Source organism: Thioalkalicoccus limnaeus, assembly GCF_041197575.1.
Lineage (GTDB): Bacteria > Pseudomonadota > Gammaproteobacteria > Chromatiales > Chromatiaceae > Thioalkalicoccus > Thioalkalicoccus limnaeus.
The window spans coordinates 94,772-109,540 of the sequence record NZ_JBDKXB010000008.1 but is presented as its reverse complement, the minus strand read 5'-3'; the positions used below and the strand labels follow the sequence as shown (position 1 = coordinate 109,540).

At 66.3% G+C, this 14,769-nt stretch carries 12 protein-coding genes; 4 read left to right on the top strand and 8 right to left on the bottom strand.

Annotated features, from left to right (window positions below):
* Nucleotides 1-27 precede the first annotated feature (27 nt).
* Nucleotides 28-813, top strand: a complete 786-nt coding sequence (locus ABC977_RS08675) for a protein phosphatase 2C domain-containing protein (RefSeq protein WP_369666853.1) — start codon at nt 28-30, stop codon at nt 811-813.
* A 15-nt stretch (nt 814-828) separates the two neighbouring features.
* Here the strand turns inward: ABC977_RS08675 and mutS are convergent, their stop codons facing one another.
* A complete protein-coding gene (mutS, locus tag ABC977_RS08670) occupies nt 829-3,393 on the bottom strand; it encodes a DNA mismatch repair protein MutS (RefSeq protein WP_369666852.1) in 2,565 nt (854 codons plus the stop codon).
* A 365-nt stretch (nt 3,394-3,758) separates the two neighbouring features.
* Here mutS and ABC977_RS08665 point away from each other — a divergent pair, with 365 nt between their 5' ends.
* The 3 genes from ABC977_RS08665 (at nt 3,759) to ABC977_RS08655 (ending at nt 4,949) form a co-directional block, all read left to right on the top strand.
* Nucleotides 3,759-4,073, top strand: coding sequence for a hypothetical protein (locus ABC977_RS08665; protein ID WP_369666851.1), 315 nt, complete (start codon nt 3,759-3,761; stop codon nt 4,071-4,073).
* A 65-nt stretch (nt 4,074-4,138) separates the two neighbouring features.
* Nucleotides 4,139-4,432, top strand: coding sequence for a hypothetical protein (locus tag ABC977_RS08660; RefSeq protein ID WP_369666850.1), 294 nt, complete (start codon nt 4,139-4,141; stop codon nt 4,430-4,432).
* A gap of 76 nt (nt 4,433-4,508) precedes the next feature.
* Nucleotides 4,509-4,949, top strand: a complete 441-nt coding sequence (locus tag ABC977_RS08655; protein ID WP_369666849.1) for a hypothetical protein — start codon at nt 4,509-4,511, stop codon at nt 4,947-4,949.
* A 141-nt stretch (nt 4,950-5,090) separates the two neighbouring features.
* Here the strand turns inward: ABC977_RS08655 and ABC977_RS08650 are convergent, their stop codons facing one another.
* The 7 genes from ABC977_RS08650 to der all read right to left on the bottom strand — a co-directional run bounded on the left by ABC977_RS08650 (nt 5,091) and on the right by der (nt 14,763).
* A complete protein-coding gene (locus tag ABC977_RS08650) occupies nt 5,091-6,128 on the bottom strand; it encodes a phosphotransferase (protein WP_369666848.1) in 1,038 nt (345 codons plus the stop codon).
* A complete protein-coding gene (locus ABC977_RS08645) occupies nt 6,125-7,468 on the bottom strand; it encodes an aminoglycoside phosphotransferase family protein (RefSeq protein ID WP_369666847.1) in 1,344 nt (447 codons plus the stop codon). Before ABC977_RS08645 ends, ABC977_RS08650 begins: the two co-directional genes overlap by 4 nt.
* The gene (locus ABC977_RS08640; RefSeq protein WP_369666846.1) at nt 7,452-9,314 is read right to left on the bottom strand and encodes an ABC transporter ATP-binding protein; all 1,863 of its coding nucleotides are present in this window, start codon (nt 9,312-9,314) and stop codon (nt 7,452-7,454) included. The genes ABC977_RS08645 and ABC977_RS08640 overlap by 17 nt, the downstream gene beginning before the upstream one ends.
* Entirely contained in the window at nt 9,311-10,513 is a 1,203-nt protein-coding gene (locus tag ABC977_RS08635; protein ID WP_369666845.1) for a glycosyltransferase family 4 protein, read from the bottom strand. Before ABC977_RS08635 ends, ABC977_RS08640 begins: the two co-directional genes overlap by 4 nt.
* A 1-nt stretch (nt 10,514) precedes the next feature.
* Nucleotides 10,515-11,750 carry a glycosyltransferase family 4 protein gene (locus ABC977_RS08630; protein ID WP_369666844.1) on the bottom strand — a complete coding sequence of 412 codons (1,236 nt, stop codon included), beginning with the start codon at nt 11,748-11,750 and terminating at the stop codon, nt 10,515-10,517.
* Nucleotides 11,737-13,020 (bottom strand): glycosyltransferase family protein, encoded by a 1,284-nt coding sequence (locus ABC977_RS08625; RefSeq protein WP_369666843.1) that lies wholly within the window; start codon nt 13,018-13,020, stop codon nt 11,737-11,739. The genes ABC977_RS08630 and ABC977_RS08625 overlap by 14 nt, the downstream gene beginning before the upstream one ends.
* A gap of 345 nt (nt 13,021-13,365) precedes the next feature.
* The gene (der, locus tag ABC977_RS08620) at nt 13,366-14,763 is read right to left on the bottom strand and encodes a ribosome biogenesis GTPase Der (RefSeq protein ID WP_369666842.1); all 1,398 of its coding nucleotides are present in this window, start codon (nt 14,761-14,763) and stop codon (nt 13,366-13,368) included.
* Nucleotides 14,764-14,769: the final 6 nt, after the last annotated feature.

Here is a 14,769-nt window from a genome sequence, read left to right as displayed (position 1 = left end):
GCCAAGGGCATAGCACCTAGCGACGCCATGCAGAGATTCGACGTCGACTATGTATGGCGCACCGATCGAGGCCGGGTGCGCACTCGAAACGAGGACGCGGTGGCAGTCGAGCCGCAGCTCGGTTTGATCGTCGTTGCCGATGGAATCGGTGGGGCGCAAGCGGGTCACGTGGCGAGCCAATTGGCGACCGAAGCGATCGTCGACTATTTCCGTCGGCGAAGATCCACGTCATCGATCGGAAAGCGCCTCCTGGTTCAGGTCGATGAAGCAGTCCGGGAGGCCAACCGTCGGATCTGGGAACTCGGGCAGGCCAAGCGCGAATGTCGCGGAATGGGCACGACGGTCGTCATGGGTCTCGTCAGCGAGGATGGTCTGATCTATGCCTACGTCGGCGATTCCCGGCTTTATCGTTGGCGAGACAATCAGATCCGTTTGATCACGCGCGACCACTCCCTGATTCAGGACGCCGTCGAGCAGGGATTTTTCCGATCCCTGGACGAGGCGCGCCGGCACGGGGTCGGCGCGAACCTGCTGACGCGGGCACTCGGCACCTACCCGGATACCCTCGTTGCGAGCGGGTGCGAAGATCTCCAGGATGGCGATATCTACCTGTTCTGCACCGACGGTCTATCGAACATGGTGCCTGACGATTGGCTTCGTCAGTTGTTCGATGTGGTTGGCGAGAGACTGGAGCCAGCCGCCGATGCGCTGGTTCAGCTCGCCTGCGACCGCGGCGGACGGGACAACATCACGCTTGCGCTGCTGCGGATCCGGGCCTCGGATGGACGGATCCCGCCGTCCTCGACGTCGTGACTGGCCAAGTCACGGTCAGCCCGAGTCGGCCAATCCCTTGAGCTGATAAAGCGCGTCCAGCGCGGCGCGAGGGCTCAGGCCGTCGGGGTCCAACGACCGCAGCGCCTCGACGGCCGGATGCGGCGGCTCGCCGAGCGACAGCGACAATTGGGTGGCCCCCCGGTCGGTGTGCTGGCGCGCGGCCTCTTCGAGGCCGCGCAGCCGTTCGCGGGCGCGGTCGATGACCGTGCGCGGCACGCCGGCTAAGGCCGCGACCTGAAGCCCGTAGCTCTGGTTCGCCGGTCCCTCGCGCACGCGATGCAGAAAGACGATCGAGTCCTGATGTTCGATCGCTTCTAGGTGGCGGTTCGCGATCCCCGGGTACTCGTCGGGCAGGGTCGTCAGCTCGAAGTAGTGGGTCGCGAAGAGCGTGAAGGCCTGGATGCGTGTCGCCAGCTCGACGCCGCAGGCCCAGGCGAGCGACAGACCATCGAAGGTGCTGGTCCCGCGTCCCACCTCGTCCATCAGCACCAGGCTCTGGGCCGTCGCATTGTGCAGGATGTTGGCGGTCTCCTCCATCTCGACCATGAAGGTCGAACGACCCCCAGCCAGGTCGTCGGCGGCGCCGATCCGCGAGAAGATCCGGTCGATCGGCCCGAGCCGCGCGGACCGGGCCGGGACGAAACTGCCGGCATAGGCCATCAGCACGATCAGCGCCGTCTGGCGCATGAAGGTCGATTTGCCGCCCATGTTCGGCCCGGTGATCACGAGCACCCGTTCGCGGTCATCGAGGTACAGGTCGTTGGCGACGAAGGGTGCATCGAGCACCTGCTCGACGACCGGATGGCGCCCGGCCACGATCCCAAACCCCGGCTCCACCACCAAGTCCGGCCGTGTCCAATCGAGCTGAATGGCCCGTTCGGCTAGATTCGCGAGCACATCGAGCGTCGCCAGCGCCTCGGCACAGGCCTGAAGGTCGGGGAGCTGTTCGGCGAGTTCGGCGAGCAAGCCGCCATAAAGGTCCTTTTCGCGCGCGAGCGCCCGTTCGCGGCTGCTCAAGACCTCGTCCTCGAAACGCTTGAGCTCCGGCGTGATGTAGCGCTCGACGCCCTTTAGGGTCTGGCGGCGCACATAGTCGGGTGGGACCCGTTCGGCCTGACTGCGGTTGAGCTCGATGTAATAGCCGTGGATGCGGTTGTAGCCGAGCTTCAGGTTCGCAAGCCCGGTCCGCTCGCGCTCGCGGGCCTCCAGGTCCAGGAGAAACTGGTCGGCATTGGCCGATAGGTCACGGAGGGCGTCGAGTTCGGCGTCATAGCCGGGGGCGATGACGCCGCCGTCCCGAACGAGCGGGGGCGGTTGCTCGACGATCGCCCGGGTGAGTCGTTCCAGGCTCGGGGATTGATCGCCGAGACCGATCTGGAGCGCCCGGAGTAGCGGATCATCGAACGGCTCGACGAGGGCCGACAGCCTCGGCAAGCGGGCTAGCGAATCGCGCAACACGGCCAGATCGCGCGGTCGCGCCGTGCCGAGTGCGATGCGGGCGAGGATCCGTTCCAGGTCACCGATTCCGGCGAGGATCTCGTGCCAGGCCGCCTGGACACCGGCGTCGATCAGGGTCGCAATCGCCTGATGGCGGGCCCGGACCGTCTCGATGTCGCGCAGCGGGCGACCCAGCCAGCGGCGCAGCAGCCGGCCGCCCATCGCCGTCGCCGTCCGGTCCATGACGCTGGCGAGGGTCGGTCCGCCGACACCCGACAGGCTGGTCGTAATCTCCAGGTTGCGGCGCGTCGCCGCATCTAGGATCACCGCTTGGTCACGGTCCTCGGTCCGCAGACCACGCAGATGAGGGAGGGCGGCGCGCTGCGTGTGTTGAACGTACTGGAGCAGGGCCCCAGCGGCACCAATCGCGAGCGGCCGGTCGGCGCAGCCGAAGCCGACCAGATCGCGGGTGCCGAATTGCTCGCAGAGCAGCCGATGGGCGCTGTCGGTGTCGAAATGCCATACCGGACGGTGAGTGAGGCCCCGGGTGCGCTGTAGGTCGTTGGCCAACGGGCTGTCCTCGGCGATCAGGATCTCGGCCGGTTCCAGCCGCTCGATCTCGCTCAGAAGGCCTTCGCGGTCGGAGACCTCGAGCACCGAGAAACGCCCGCTCGACAGTTCCAGGCTCGCGAGCCCGAAACGCCCGCCATCCTGCTGGATCGCGACCAGCAGGTTGTCGCGACGATCCTCGAGCAAGGCCTCGTCGGTCAGGGTCCCCGGTGTGACGACGCGTACGACCGCGCGTTCGACCGGCCCCTTCGACTTGCCGGGATCGCCGATCTGCTCGCAGATGGCCACGCCGATCCCGTGCCGCACGAGCCGAGCCAAATAGGTCTCGGCGGCATGAAAGGGTACGCCGGCCATCGGGATCGGCCGCCCGGCCGATTGGCCGCGTTTCGTCAAGGCGATGTCGAGCACCCGCGCCGCCCGCTCGGCATCCTCGTAGAAGAGCTCATAGAAATCCCCCATGCGGTAGAACAACAGCAGGTCCGGGTACTCGGCCTTCAGGCGCAGGTACTGCTGCATCATCGGGGTGTGTGTAGAGATGTCCGAGTCGCTCATCGATAGGGAAGGCTTATGAAGAAGAGCGCGGAGACTGATGACTTCCGCGCGGCGGGACTCTGTGGAGTTTACCCGGGAGTCGGGGCTTGCCGCAGCTTTCAAGTGGCACGAGCGCAGGGGCCGCGTAGCGCGGCGTCGATCACCGGCGTGACCCGCTGGAACTCACCACCGCTCTGCGGCGGTTTCGTTCAGGAGTCGTTCAGCTAGCGGCGCATAGACTGTGCCTCAAGACGGGATGAACGTAGCCCGCCTTGGGGAGGCCCCAATCCGATCCGTGGGGCAATGACACCGCCGCTCGCCCGAACCGTCGAGCCGCGGTCGCTCCCCCAACCCGACGATCTTCACTGACTCAAGAGGCCGATACTATGAAGACGACCGCCAAGTTCCTGCCGCTCACCCTGGCCGCCGCCCTTGCCACGCTCGCCGGCCCCCTCGCCGCCGGGACCAACGTGAATACCACGATCCAGGAAGGGCGCATCAACACCAATGACACCTATCAGCGCGGCGCGCTCAATGACAATGCGACCTACCAGGAAGGCCGCGACAATGCCAACCGCACCCGTCAGCGCGGCGAGGAGAATTGGAATCAGACCGGCCAGTTCGGCCAGATGAACTACAACCTGACCGATCAGCGCAGCTTGTCCGACCGCGGCGGCCAGCGGGGCCGCGACCGCGATTGAGCCGAGGGCCGGTACCCGCAGGCCGGGTGCCGGCTAAACCGCCAACAGCCATCAGGATCCACGCCATGAAAGCACTAGGTTTCTCCCTCGTCGCGACGCTGCTCGCCGCGGCCCCCCTGGTCCAGGGCGAGCCCGCGCGCGACCCGGCCCACAGTCCTTGCTTCAATGTCAGTATTCAGAACGAGCGGGTGAACCGCTCGGTGGTCGAGCAAGACTGTCAGCGCAACTTCAATCGCACGGTCCAGGCCGGTCAGTCCAACTGGGCGCAGACGGCTCAGAGCGGCGAGGTCAACAACAACAAGGTCCGGCAATACCAATACGAGGCGCTGCGCTACCCCGACCGCCATCGCGGCCAATAGCCGCTCCGTCGGCCGTAAACGAGGGTCGGGACGACCTGGCCCTCGACTTTGACCCTCTGATTCGGGAGCCCTGCCCATGACGATGCGAAATCACTGCTCGCGCCATCGGCACTGGTGGATGATCGGTTCAGCCCTGGGGCTCAGCCTGATCACCGCCGCCGCGCTGGCGCAGACCCATCACTCGGGCGGTTCGACGACCGTGATCGAGCAGCATGGGGCCGGCCCCAGCCAGTCGCAGGTGAGTGTCTACCGGGACGGGCAGAAGGTCATCACCCGCGATGGTCAGAACACCGACATCAGTATCCAACGCGGGTCCACTGGCGTACCCTCGGGGAGCGCCGATAGCGGCCGCTTCGAGTTCGACGAACGGCTTGTCCCATCGCGGCCATCGGAGCGCTTGACCCCGCACCGTCGAGCGGCGGGGGAGATACTGGAGCCGTGGTCCGATGTGGAGCCTTCGCGTGAGGCCTTCCGTCAGCGCATGCTGGAGCGGTTGCGCAGCTCCGAGCGGTTCTGATGGCTGCACTTGGATCCGGGAAGTTGCCGCGAAGACGGGTGCCGACCACGCGTGGCGCTCGAAGTGGCTTGCGCGAGCGTATCGGCTCCGCCACGAACGACCGCTGAACCGCCGATCTCTGGCGGGGCCAGGATCTATGGCTCAACGCGCCACGATCCCGAGCCGCCGCTCGGATAGTTCGAGCACTGCGGGTGTCCAGCGACGCCGCTCGGGGATCCGGGCGCTGATGGCGATATGCCGGACCAGCGTCAGCGTGGCGTAGGCCCGAATCGCGGTGCGGGACGCCACGCCCGCGAGGCGCAAGAATTCGTCTTCCAGGGTTTGTTCGAGATCCGCCAGCGCCTCGGGGTCCTGGCGGGTCCGCAGGCTGAGCTCGGTCACATGGCCGATGAAGTTGCCCATGTCCAGCCCCGGATCGGCCTCGCAGCACAGGTCGAGGTCGACCAGATGCAGCCATTCACGATCCACCAGCAGGTTATCAGGGTAGAAATCCCGGTGGCTGGGGACAAACGGGCCGGGCCCGATGGCGGCGCCCAGGCGCTCGCACGCTGCCAGCACGCGCTGAATACGGACGGCCCATGCCGGATGCGCCTTGGCCACCAGCCCAAGCTGCTGGCGCAGGATGGACAGCTCATCGGTCAGGGTGTGACGGCGATTCACCGGAGCGCTGGAGCGTTGCAACTTGTGGAGCGCACCGGCGATCCGCACCGCTAGCGCGGCACCATCCGGACCGGTCAACGACTCCGTCACCGGTTGGCCGGGAACCTTGCGTTGCAGCCACATCGCCAGATCCGGCAGAAGGCCGAGCGGTTCGGGCACGCCGATCCGGTCCTCGCTCGGCGGGCCGAACCCAGTCCGCCACAACGCCTCCTGAACCGCGTAGCTGCGGTGATCCAGCCCTTTGGCCCGGACCTTGCCGAGCAGGGTCAATCGCGTCTCGCCGCCGCGGGGTCCGGCATCGATCAACTCGTATTCGATCAGGCAGCGTCGTCCCGGCTTATGTCGGCGCACATGGATCGCTCGTAGTCGGATGGGCTCGTCACCGGTGGCGAGTTGGCGGACAAGGGGCAGGCACTCCCGAAGGCGTCGCACCATGTACTCAGGTTGCAGCGCCAGCCGCAACATGGGCATGGCCAGATCGCCGAGGGCGCCGTTCGGATCGCTCACGATGGCCGTCATGCGCCGAACCTCTCTCCTGCTCCGATGGGTATGGCGATCTGCTCGTTCCGGGAATACACGCGGAAAAACCGTTCTGCTCGTTGCAATAGGTGCTCGATATGGACCGGCCAATCCACCAGGCGGTTGCGGAACCCATGCGGTGCCAGCCGCAGCAATCCGGCGGCGACGTATAGATCCGTCTTCGAGGGCTGGGCGCATCGAGCCTGACGGCAATAGCCGTCGTTCAGGGCTTCGGCGACCTCTCCGGCCCGTCCAACCGGTAGCGTCCCGCAGACCTCGTTGCGCTCCAACTGGGCGATGAAGGTTCCGAAATCGGCGGCCGGATCCCCTACTCGCGTTCGGTCGTAGTCGATGATGCCGATGCCGTGGGCAGCCACCAAGATCTGATCGGCGGAGAAGTCGCCGTGGATGGGACGCTGTTCGGCGGGTGCCGCCAACAACTCCGCGGCGATCCGCGGGGCCAACCGGCGCAATCTCGGGGCCAGATCCGGGCATAGCCAGGCGGCGGCGTTGGCGGCGGCCAGCACCGCCATGGCCTCGTGTTCACGGGCGACCCGCTCGAGATGGTCGGGCACTTGCCGATGGAATTCGGCGAGCGCCGCGCCGATCTCGCACAGACGATCCGCCGAGCAATCGGCACCGAGCAGGAGCTCGCTCAAGGGTTCGCCGGCCAGCCACTGACTGACGATGAACCGTCGACGCTTGGATCGTCCGAGCGGTCGGGCGACGATCAAAGGCTCCCGAACCGTCCAGGTCTGGATGGTCTTGGCGGCCCGCCATGCATTCTCGAAGTCTCGCTGGTCGTAAACCTTGGCCAGCGCTTCATCGCGGACGCCCGTCGTCAGCTTGCCGACGTAGCGGCGTTCGGGTTTGTAGCGCAGCGTCTCGAGGCGAGCCCGCCATAAAGCAGTCTTATCGGGCAATTGCTCGCGCAGCCATCGCGCGCGCGGCTCGGCGGATGCGAGGTCGGACAACCCGACCAGCTTTCGGTCGGTGGGGAAATGCCATGCCGCGATGCACTGGTCATCGAGCAGGGCGGGTGCGGAAGCGCTTCCGTCGGATGAGGCCCGCGCGGCGGCGTCGCGGACATTGGTGTACTCGTCGGCGGTGTAGGCCTTGGCGTGCCATAGCATCGGACCATCCCGAGTATGACCGAGGTAGCCGGCCAGGCATCGAACGCCCGGTTTGTAACGCAGGTAGGTGGTGGCGAGCCTCTGTAGCCGATGCTGTGGCCATGCGGTGCGAAACAGGCTCAACGCGTGATGTTCGTCGAGCAGCAGAGCCAATCCTGGCAGGTTGCGATCCTGGGCGACGATGCGACGGTCAGGATTCGACAGCATTGGAGGTCTCCGGAACGGGGCTCGGGCGGGGCTGTTCGGCGCGCGCCCGGAACAGGGCGGCATAGCGACCACCCCGGCCGAGCAATTCGGCGTGGGCACCCTGTTCAGAGAGCCCGCCGGCCTCCAAATAGAGGATTCGGTCGGCACGTGCCGCGAGTTCGAGATCATGGGTGATCATCAATACGGTGCGACCCCGGGAAAGGTTCTCCAGGGCTTCGATCACCGCCCGTTCGTTGTCGCGGTCGAGGCCGCTGGTGGGCTCGTCGAGGATCAGGATCGGACCGCGACGCAGGGCCGCCCGGGCAATCGCAATCCGTTGCCGCTGGCCGCTCGACAGCGTCACGCCGCGCTCGCCCAAGAGGGTATCGTAGCCGTTCGGCAGGGCGGTGATAAACGCATGGGCGTTGGCCAGACGCGCGGCGCGTTCGATCTGCTCGGTGCTGGCGTCGGGCGCCCCATAGCCGATGTTGTCCCGTACGCTGGCCGCGAACAGCAGGCTATCGGACAGCACGATGCTGATCTGGGCGCGCAACGAGTCGAGACGGTACTCGCGGATATCGACGCCGTCGACGAGCACGCGACCTTCGCGCGGATCATGAAGGCGCAGCAGCAGGCTGACCAGCGTGGATTTCCCCATCCCGGAGGGGCCGACCACCGCGACCCGCTCCCCTGGCGCGACACACAGGTCGATCTGGTTCAAGACCGGCTGGCCCGGTTCGTATGCGAAACTGACCTGATCGAACTGGACGGCCCCGACGAACGGCGGCGCGGGCCGGGCGTTCGGCAGGTCCTGAATCTCGGCGGTTTGTTCCAGTAGATCGACGACCCGCTCCCCGGCAGCGGTGGCTTTGGCTAACCGACCGGTGTACTTGGCAAACTCGCGAATCGGGCGGAAGATGTTCTTTAGGTACGCAAGAAACACAATCAGATCACCCGGGGTCAGAGCACCGGCCAGCACCAATCGGGCGCCAAACCAGAGTACAAGGGCCGAAGACAGGCCGATCAGCACATCGACCGTGCGCTCGAGTCCGGCCGCGAGTCGCTTGGCCTTGACGCCCTCCTTCAGGCTTTTCCTGCTCTCGCTGGTGAAGGCCTTCTCGAAGGTCTTCTCCAACGACAAAGCCTGGATGTCCCGAATCGCCGTCATGGATTCCGCGGCGGTTGATGCCATCGCACCCTCGCGCTGGCGTTGCTTGCGGCTGACCTCTTGAATCCGGCGGCCGACCTTGACGCTGGTCAACCAGAGCAACGGCATGGGCAACAGGGCGATCAGCGCCAACTGCCAGTTCAGCCACAACATGATGCCCACCATGCCGCCGAGCACCAGCACGTTTGCTAGCAACGGCAGAATCGCCGTCACCGTGGTCTCTTTCAACATCCCGATATCGCCGATGATCCGAATGGTCAGATCGCCGGTCTTCGCCTTGTGGTGAAACCCTAGTGAAAGCCGCTGCAGATGGCGATAGAGATCCTCGCGAACCTCAGTCAACACCTTATTGCCGACCAACGCGAAACTGATGGTGCTGAGGTAGGATCCCACACCGCGCGCGGCGACGATCAGCAACATGGCGAGCGCCGCATAGGTCAGCAGCGTCATGGGGTCCAAGCCATCGACCCAGGCCCATCCCGAAGCGCCACCGGCGGGCGCATCGACCACCACGCGGTCGATCACGAACTTCAGCGGCCAGGGTTCCAGCAATCGGGCGCCGATGCTGGCGAACAGGGCGAGCATGGCCCCGGCGATCAACAGGAGGTGCTTGCGGAGGTAGGGCCAAAAACGGCGCAGGATGCGGCCGAGGCCCGGCAGCGCTTCGGGCAGCGTGGTTGGCCGTTTTCGGCGCGTCATGCCAGCTTTGCAGCCCGGTGTTCGCTGGTGCGGGACGATCCGCGGCCCGCCAGATCCAGGATGCGCGTGACGACGGTATCCCAGCTGTATTCGGACAGTGCCCGGGCGCGTGCCGCATTGCCCAAACGTCGGCGCAACGGGGCGTCGGCGCGCAGACGCTCGAGCATCGCTGTCAGCGCGGCTGGATCGCCCGGGGGGCAAAGCAGCCCGGTGATCTCGGGTTGGACGATTTGGTCCAGATCGCCGACGCGGCTGGCCACCACCGGCAAGGCGGCCGCCATGTACTCATAGACCTTCAACGGTGAGAAATAGAAATCCGGCAGCTCCGGATAGGGCGCGAGGCCGACGTCCATCGCCGCCAGGTATTCCGGTACCTGGTCCGGGGCCACGGCCCCGGTCAGGCGTGCCGCGAAGCCGATCCTCCTGTCCTCGAGGGTTGCCTCGATCTTCCGACGTTCGGGACCCTCGCCGACGATCAGGAGCCGGCAGTCCGGATGGCGGGCGTGCAGCCGGGCGAAGGCGTCCATCAAGATCTCGAGGCCGTGCCAGGGCTTCAACGTACCCACGAAGCCGACCGTGAAGGTGCCGTCCTCGCGCGCTGGCGGTCGTCGCGCGAAGCGCGCGGCGGGGAAACGTAACGGGTCGACGCCGTTGGGGATCATATGGATGCGCCTTTCAAGACCGGGATAGGTCGCTAGATAGGCGGCCACGCCGGTGGATACCGCAACCAGGGCATCGGCGGCGGTGAAGGCGCGCGCGGCGACCCGCTCGGCGGCGTCGCGATGGACGAGGGCACGATGCCGGGCCTGCTCCTCGATCAGTGGGGCGTTGACCTCGAGAAGGCCCGGCGTACCCGCTTCGCGCGCGTGGTCCATGCCGGCGTGACTCCAGAGCGCGTAGCGCTCGTAGATCAGGTCGAAGGGTCCACGCGCGGTCAGAGCCGCGCGCAGTGCCTGGTTGGCGGCCAGTGCCGCTTGCTCGCGAACGGCCGGCTCGCCGGAGGGCAACCCCGGGAGCAGCTGGACGGCGATCCCGCGCAGGTCGGCAGGGGGGGCGCCGCCCACCCGCGTGGCGAACAGCGTGACCTCGGCCCCGGCGCGCCGCAGCGCCCGGACGACCTCTTGCACATGAATCGAGGCCCCTTTGGTGCCGAATACCGGCACGCCTGGATCGGCACAGACATAAGCGACCCGCCACATGTCAGGCATCCTCGCGTTGGCCGGCCGTTGTTTCGTGCGCCGCCGCAAACCATTCCCGCAACTGCGCGGCGTTGCGGCGGATGTCGAAATCCTGCTCGATCACACATCGGGCGCGGGCCGCGAGATCGATACCCAGGTCGGTATCATCCAGCAGACGTTCGAGGGCATCGGCCAAGGCGCGCGGATCGCGCTGCGGCACGCACAGACCGGTATCGCCGTCGCGCACCAGTTCGGGGATCCCTGTGACGTCGGTGGCGACGCAGGGGATCCCGAGGGCCATGGCCTCCAGCAGCACCGTCGGCAGGCCATCGCGGTCGCCGTCGGCGCCGATGACGCATGGTGCGGCGACGACCGCCGCCTCGCGGAAGGTTTCGATCAGTTCGGCATGGGGCTGCGGCCCCACCAGGCGGACCTTGGCACCGAGATTCAGTTGCCCGATTCGGGCACTGAGAGTGGCGCGCTCGACCCCCTCGCCGACGATCCGGCACGAAAAGGCGATGCCCCGGTCCCTGAGAATCCCGCAGGCGTCGATCAAGACATCGAAGCCTTTCTTCTCGACGAGACGGCCGACAGCGAGGATTTCGCGACCGGTTCGAGTCGGTGGCCTAAAGTTAAAGCGCTCCAGATTCAGGCCGTTATAGAGGCGGATGATCTTGGGTGCCGCGTGCTCGTAGGCCGCAGCCAGATAACGTTGGTTGTAATCCGTGACGGTCATCACACAAGCGGCGTCGCGCAGTTTCTCGCGCATGCGCGCCGGATCGACGCTGACGTGGTAGATATCCTTCGCGTGCAGCGTGAGCGTGTAGGGAATCCGGGCGAAACGCGCGGCCAGGCGGGTCACGGTTGCGGCCACGGTGCCGAAATGGGCGTGGAAATGGGTCACGCCGCGCTCCCGCGCGCGCAGGGCCAGGTCGATCGCCTGCAGGAGATCCTCGGCATCGATGTCCCCCAGTTCGTCGAGGGCCGTCCAGAAATCCGGTAATCCGCGTCGCGCCGCGTTGATCGCCTCCCAGAGGCTCGTGGCCTTGGAAACCTTGTCCGGGATGTAGCTCACGGGCGCGCGGACCGCGGCCAGCACGTCCTGAAAGTGGCTTTCCAGGACCGGCCGCAAGGCGAAGATGTCGATCGGGAGCCCGGCCTCCTCGTGTTGTAGGATCTCGTTGACGATGAAGGTTTCCGAATAACGCGGGTAGCGCTTGACGACATACCCGACGCGCAGGTTCTTAGGCAGCAACATAACGCCGTCCTCCTGCCCACCCGGTGGATGGCGCGGGGATGGTCCGATTCCGATACATGGGCTGGCCGCCGATCAGGGTGGCGGCCAGCGTGGGCAGGCGTTTGAGACCATCGCGGTCGAGCGTCTGGCGCGGTGCAGGCAGCGGAGCAGTCGCCACATGATGGAGCCAGGCCGACAGCGTCCGTGGTCTGCACTCTTGTACAGCGACGAAGTCGAGCATGCCCCGTTCGCGCAGGCGCTGGGCACGGATGGTCTGCTCGTGCCGTGGCCGGTCGCGCGGCACAAGCAGCGCAGGTTTGCCGAGGCAGAGGATCTCCTGGACGGTGTTGTATCCCCCCATGGCGATGACCCGCCGGGCCTGTCGCATCAGGTGCATCGGTTCGGGCAGGAACTCCAGTACCCGAATGCGTGGATTGCCGGCGACCAGCTCCAGCAGGCGTTGCTTTTGGAGGGCTGGCAGGAAGGGACCGGTGACGATCACCCCGTATTCATCGGCTGGCAGGTCTGCCTGAGCGAACGCCTGAGCGACGGCCAGTCCGTCCTGGCCGCCGCCGATCATGCACAGCGTAAAACCCTTTTGTCGCAGGTCCCTTGGGAGGCAAGCGAACAGGTCGGTGTCGCTGTCGCTGGGAATCAGGCGAGCCGTGGGGTCGAGGTAACCGGTGAAGGTGGTTTTCGCGGCCAGATCGGACGGGAAGGCGTATTCCTCGATCGCGTCGTAGATGTTGGGGTCGCCATAAACCCAGACGGCCTCGTAGTGATCCCGGATGGCCGCCTCATTGTCCAGGCGTTGCCACTGGTCCAGGACCCGCTCCGGCGCGTCGAGAATGTCCCGCAGACCGAGCACGCAGCGGGTCCTTCCCAGGTCCCGCATGTGCTCGAGAACCGGCGTCAGTTCACCGAGCGCGCCGCGTGGGACGTTATCGACGATGAACAAATCGGGGGCGAAGTTCTTCAGAGCGGTTCCAATCACCTGCGAGCGCAGGGCTATCAGGTCGGTGGTCGGCATCGAGAGCGAACGCGGCGCATAGTCCCCATGGCGGTCTTTCCGGTAGGCGGGCAGCGTCAGGCAATCTCCACCCCGCGGCATCGTGAAGGCGCCCGCCTCATGGATACCCGCGATGATCAGGGTGCTCGCCCGCAGCGACGAGCGTGCCAGCGCCTCGGCGATGAGGAGATTGCGCCGGATATGGCCGAGCCCCATGGTGTCATGGGAGTACAGGGCGATCCGCACCGAAGTCCCGAAGTCATGGACGGCTTTGGACAACATGGTTCGTCTCCTCGCGACCCGATGATGAGCAACGGATCTCTCTGTCGTGAAACGGTAAGCGCCTTGTAACACCGGTGACGTGAACGATACCTGAATGAGGCCGTGCGCGACTGAAAGCGAGGTTTCTTCCGCACCTTGTTGCGATGGGGCGACCGCATACGGCGAGCCGAGACCGGGATCGCGGCGCCGTCTTGCTGCGAGCCCGGCGGTGGCCCGGCGGGAAGTGCGGCGATCGCACCAGGCGGGCTGATGCGGTCGTTAGGGGAGGGCGGGTCGATCCTGGGCAAAGGCCCGGGGGCCTTGCGAGACTGTTCGCCGGTCCCAGCTCCGTGCTGACGCCGGAGGCTATCGGCGCCGGTTGACGAAGTCGCGCAGGCGCCGGCGCTTCTTGATCTGGCTGGGCGTCAGTTTGTTGCGGCGGCCGGCAAAGGGGTTGGCGCCGGTGCGGAATTCGATGCGGAGCGGGGTACCTTGCAGGTCGAGCGCGCGCCGGAAGCGGTTGGTCAGGTAACGGCGGTAGCTGTCGGGGACCGCGTCGGTCTGGCTGCCGTGGATCACGATCAGCGGTGGGTTGCGCCCCCCTTGGTGGGCGTAGCGCAGCTTGATGCGGCGGCCATGGACGAGCGGCGGCTGGTGTTCGGCGACCGCGGCCTCGAGCAACCGGGTAAGCTCGGGTGTCGGAAGATCGCGGGTCGCATTGGCATGGACACGATCGACCTCGTCGAGCAGCAGGCCGACACCGCTGCCGTGCAAGGCGGACACATAGTGGTAGGCGGCGAAATCGAGGAAGGCGAGCTTGCGCGCAAGGTCGCTCTTGACCGATCCGCGCATCTCCGGGGTCAAGCCATCCCATTTGTTGACGGCAACGACGAGTGCCCGGCCGCTATCGAGAATATGCCCGGCGAGGGTCGCGTCGTGATCGCCGATACCGGCTCGGGCATCGAGCACGAGGATCACCACATGGCATTCGGCGATCGCTTGCAGCGTCTTGATGATGCTGAATTTTTCGATCGGGTCATGGACCCGTGCACGGCGCCGCACGCCGGCGGTGTCGATCAAGGTGTAGCCCCGTCCGAAATGGTCGAACGGGATATGGATGCTGTCGCGGGTGGTGCCGGGGCTATCGTAGGTCACGACCCGCTCCTCGCCGAGCAGCCGGTTGATCAGCGTCGACTTCCCGGCGTTCGGCCGGCCGACGATCGCGACCTGGATGCGCCCGTCGTCGGCATCGGGTGCCGCGGCCTCATCGGTGGTTGGATGCGCGGCAAGCACCTGCTCGATCAAGGCGGTGACGCCGCGGCCCTGGACCGCGGCAATCGGCAGGGGCTCGCCCAGTCCCAGCTGATGGAAATCGGCGATGGCCATCAGCGGGTCACGCTGATCGGTCTTGTTCACGACCAGGGTCAAGGGCTTGCCCTCGCGACGCAGGCGTGACGCGATCTCGATATCGTCCGGCAGGAGCCCGTCGTGGGCATCGACGAGAAACAAGATGTGATCGGCCTCGTCGATCGCCTTCTGAACCTGGCCGGCCATCAGGGCAACCAGCTGGTCTCCACCGCCGTCGAGCCCGCCGGTGTCGATCACCAGGTAAGGGCCAGGCCCGATTCGCCCGATGCCGTACTGACGGTCGCGGGTCAGGCCGGGGATATCGGCCACCAGCGCGTCGCGGCTGCGCGTAAGGCGGTTGAACAGCGTCGATTTGCCGACGTTCGGGCGGCCGACGAGCGCTAGGACGGGAAGCATAGTGGT

Excerpts from the sequence above, each read along its gene's own strand:
- ABC977_RS08675 (WP_369666853.1), top strand. The coding sequence starts at position 28 with ATGCAGAGATTCGACGTCGACTATGTATGGCGCACCGATCGAGGCCGG.
- mutS (WP_369666852.1), bottom strand. The coding sequence starts at position 3,393 with ATGAGCGACTCGGACATCTCTACACACACCCCGATGATGCAGCAGTAC.
- ABC977_RS08665 (WP_369666851.1), top strand. The coding sequence starts at position 3,759 with ATGAAGACGACCGCCAAGTTCCTGCCGCTCACCCTGGCCGCCGCCCTT.
- ABC977_RS08660 (WP_369666850.1), top strand. The coding sequence starts at position 4,139 with ATGAAAGCACTAGGTTTCTCCCTCGTCGCGACGCTGCTCGCCGCGGCC.
- ABC977_RS08655 (WP_369666849.1), top strand. The coding sequence starts at position 4,509 with ATGACGATGCGAAATCACTGCTCGCGCCATCGGCACTGGTGGATGATC.
- ABC977_RS08650 (WP_369666848.1), bottom strand. The coding sequence starts at position 6,128 with ATGACGGCCATCGTGAGCGATCCGAACGGCGCCCTCGGCGATCTGGCC.
- ABC977_RS08645 (WP_369666847.1), bottom strand. The coding sequence starts at position 7,468 with ATGCTGTCGAATCCTGACCGTCGCATCGTCGCCCAGGATCGCAACCTG.
- ABC977_RS08640 (WP_369666846.1), bottom strand. The coding sequence starts at position 9,314 with ATGACGCGCCGAAAACGGCCAACCACGCTGCCCGAAGCGCTGCCGGGC.
- ABC977_RS08635 (WP_369666845.1), bottom strand. The coding sequence starts at position 10,513 with ATGTGGCGGGTCGCTTATGTCTGTGCCGATCCAGGCGTGCCGGTATTC.
- ABC977_RS08630 (WP_369666844.1), bottom strand. The coding sequence starts at position 11,750 with ATGTTGCTGCCTAAGAACCTGCGCGTCGGGTATGTCGTCAAGCGCTAC.
- ABC977_RS08625 (WP_369666843.1), bottom strand. The coding sequence starts at position 13,020 with ATGTTGTCCAAAGCCGTCCATGACTTCGGGACTTCGGTGCGGATCGCC.
- der (WP_369666842.1), bottom strand. The coding sequence starts at position 14,763 with ATGCTTCCCGTCCTAGCGCTCGTCGGCCGCCCGAACGTCGGCAAATCG.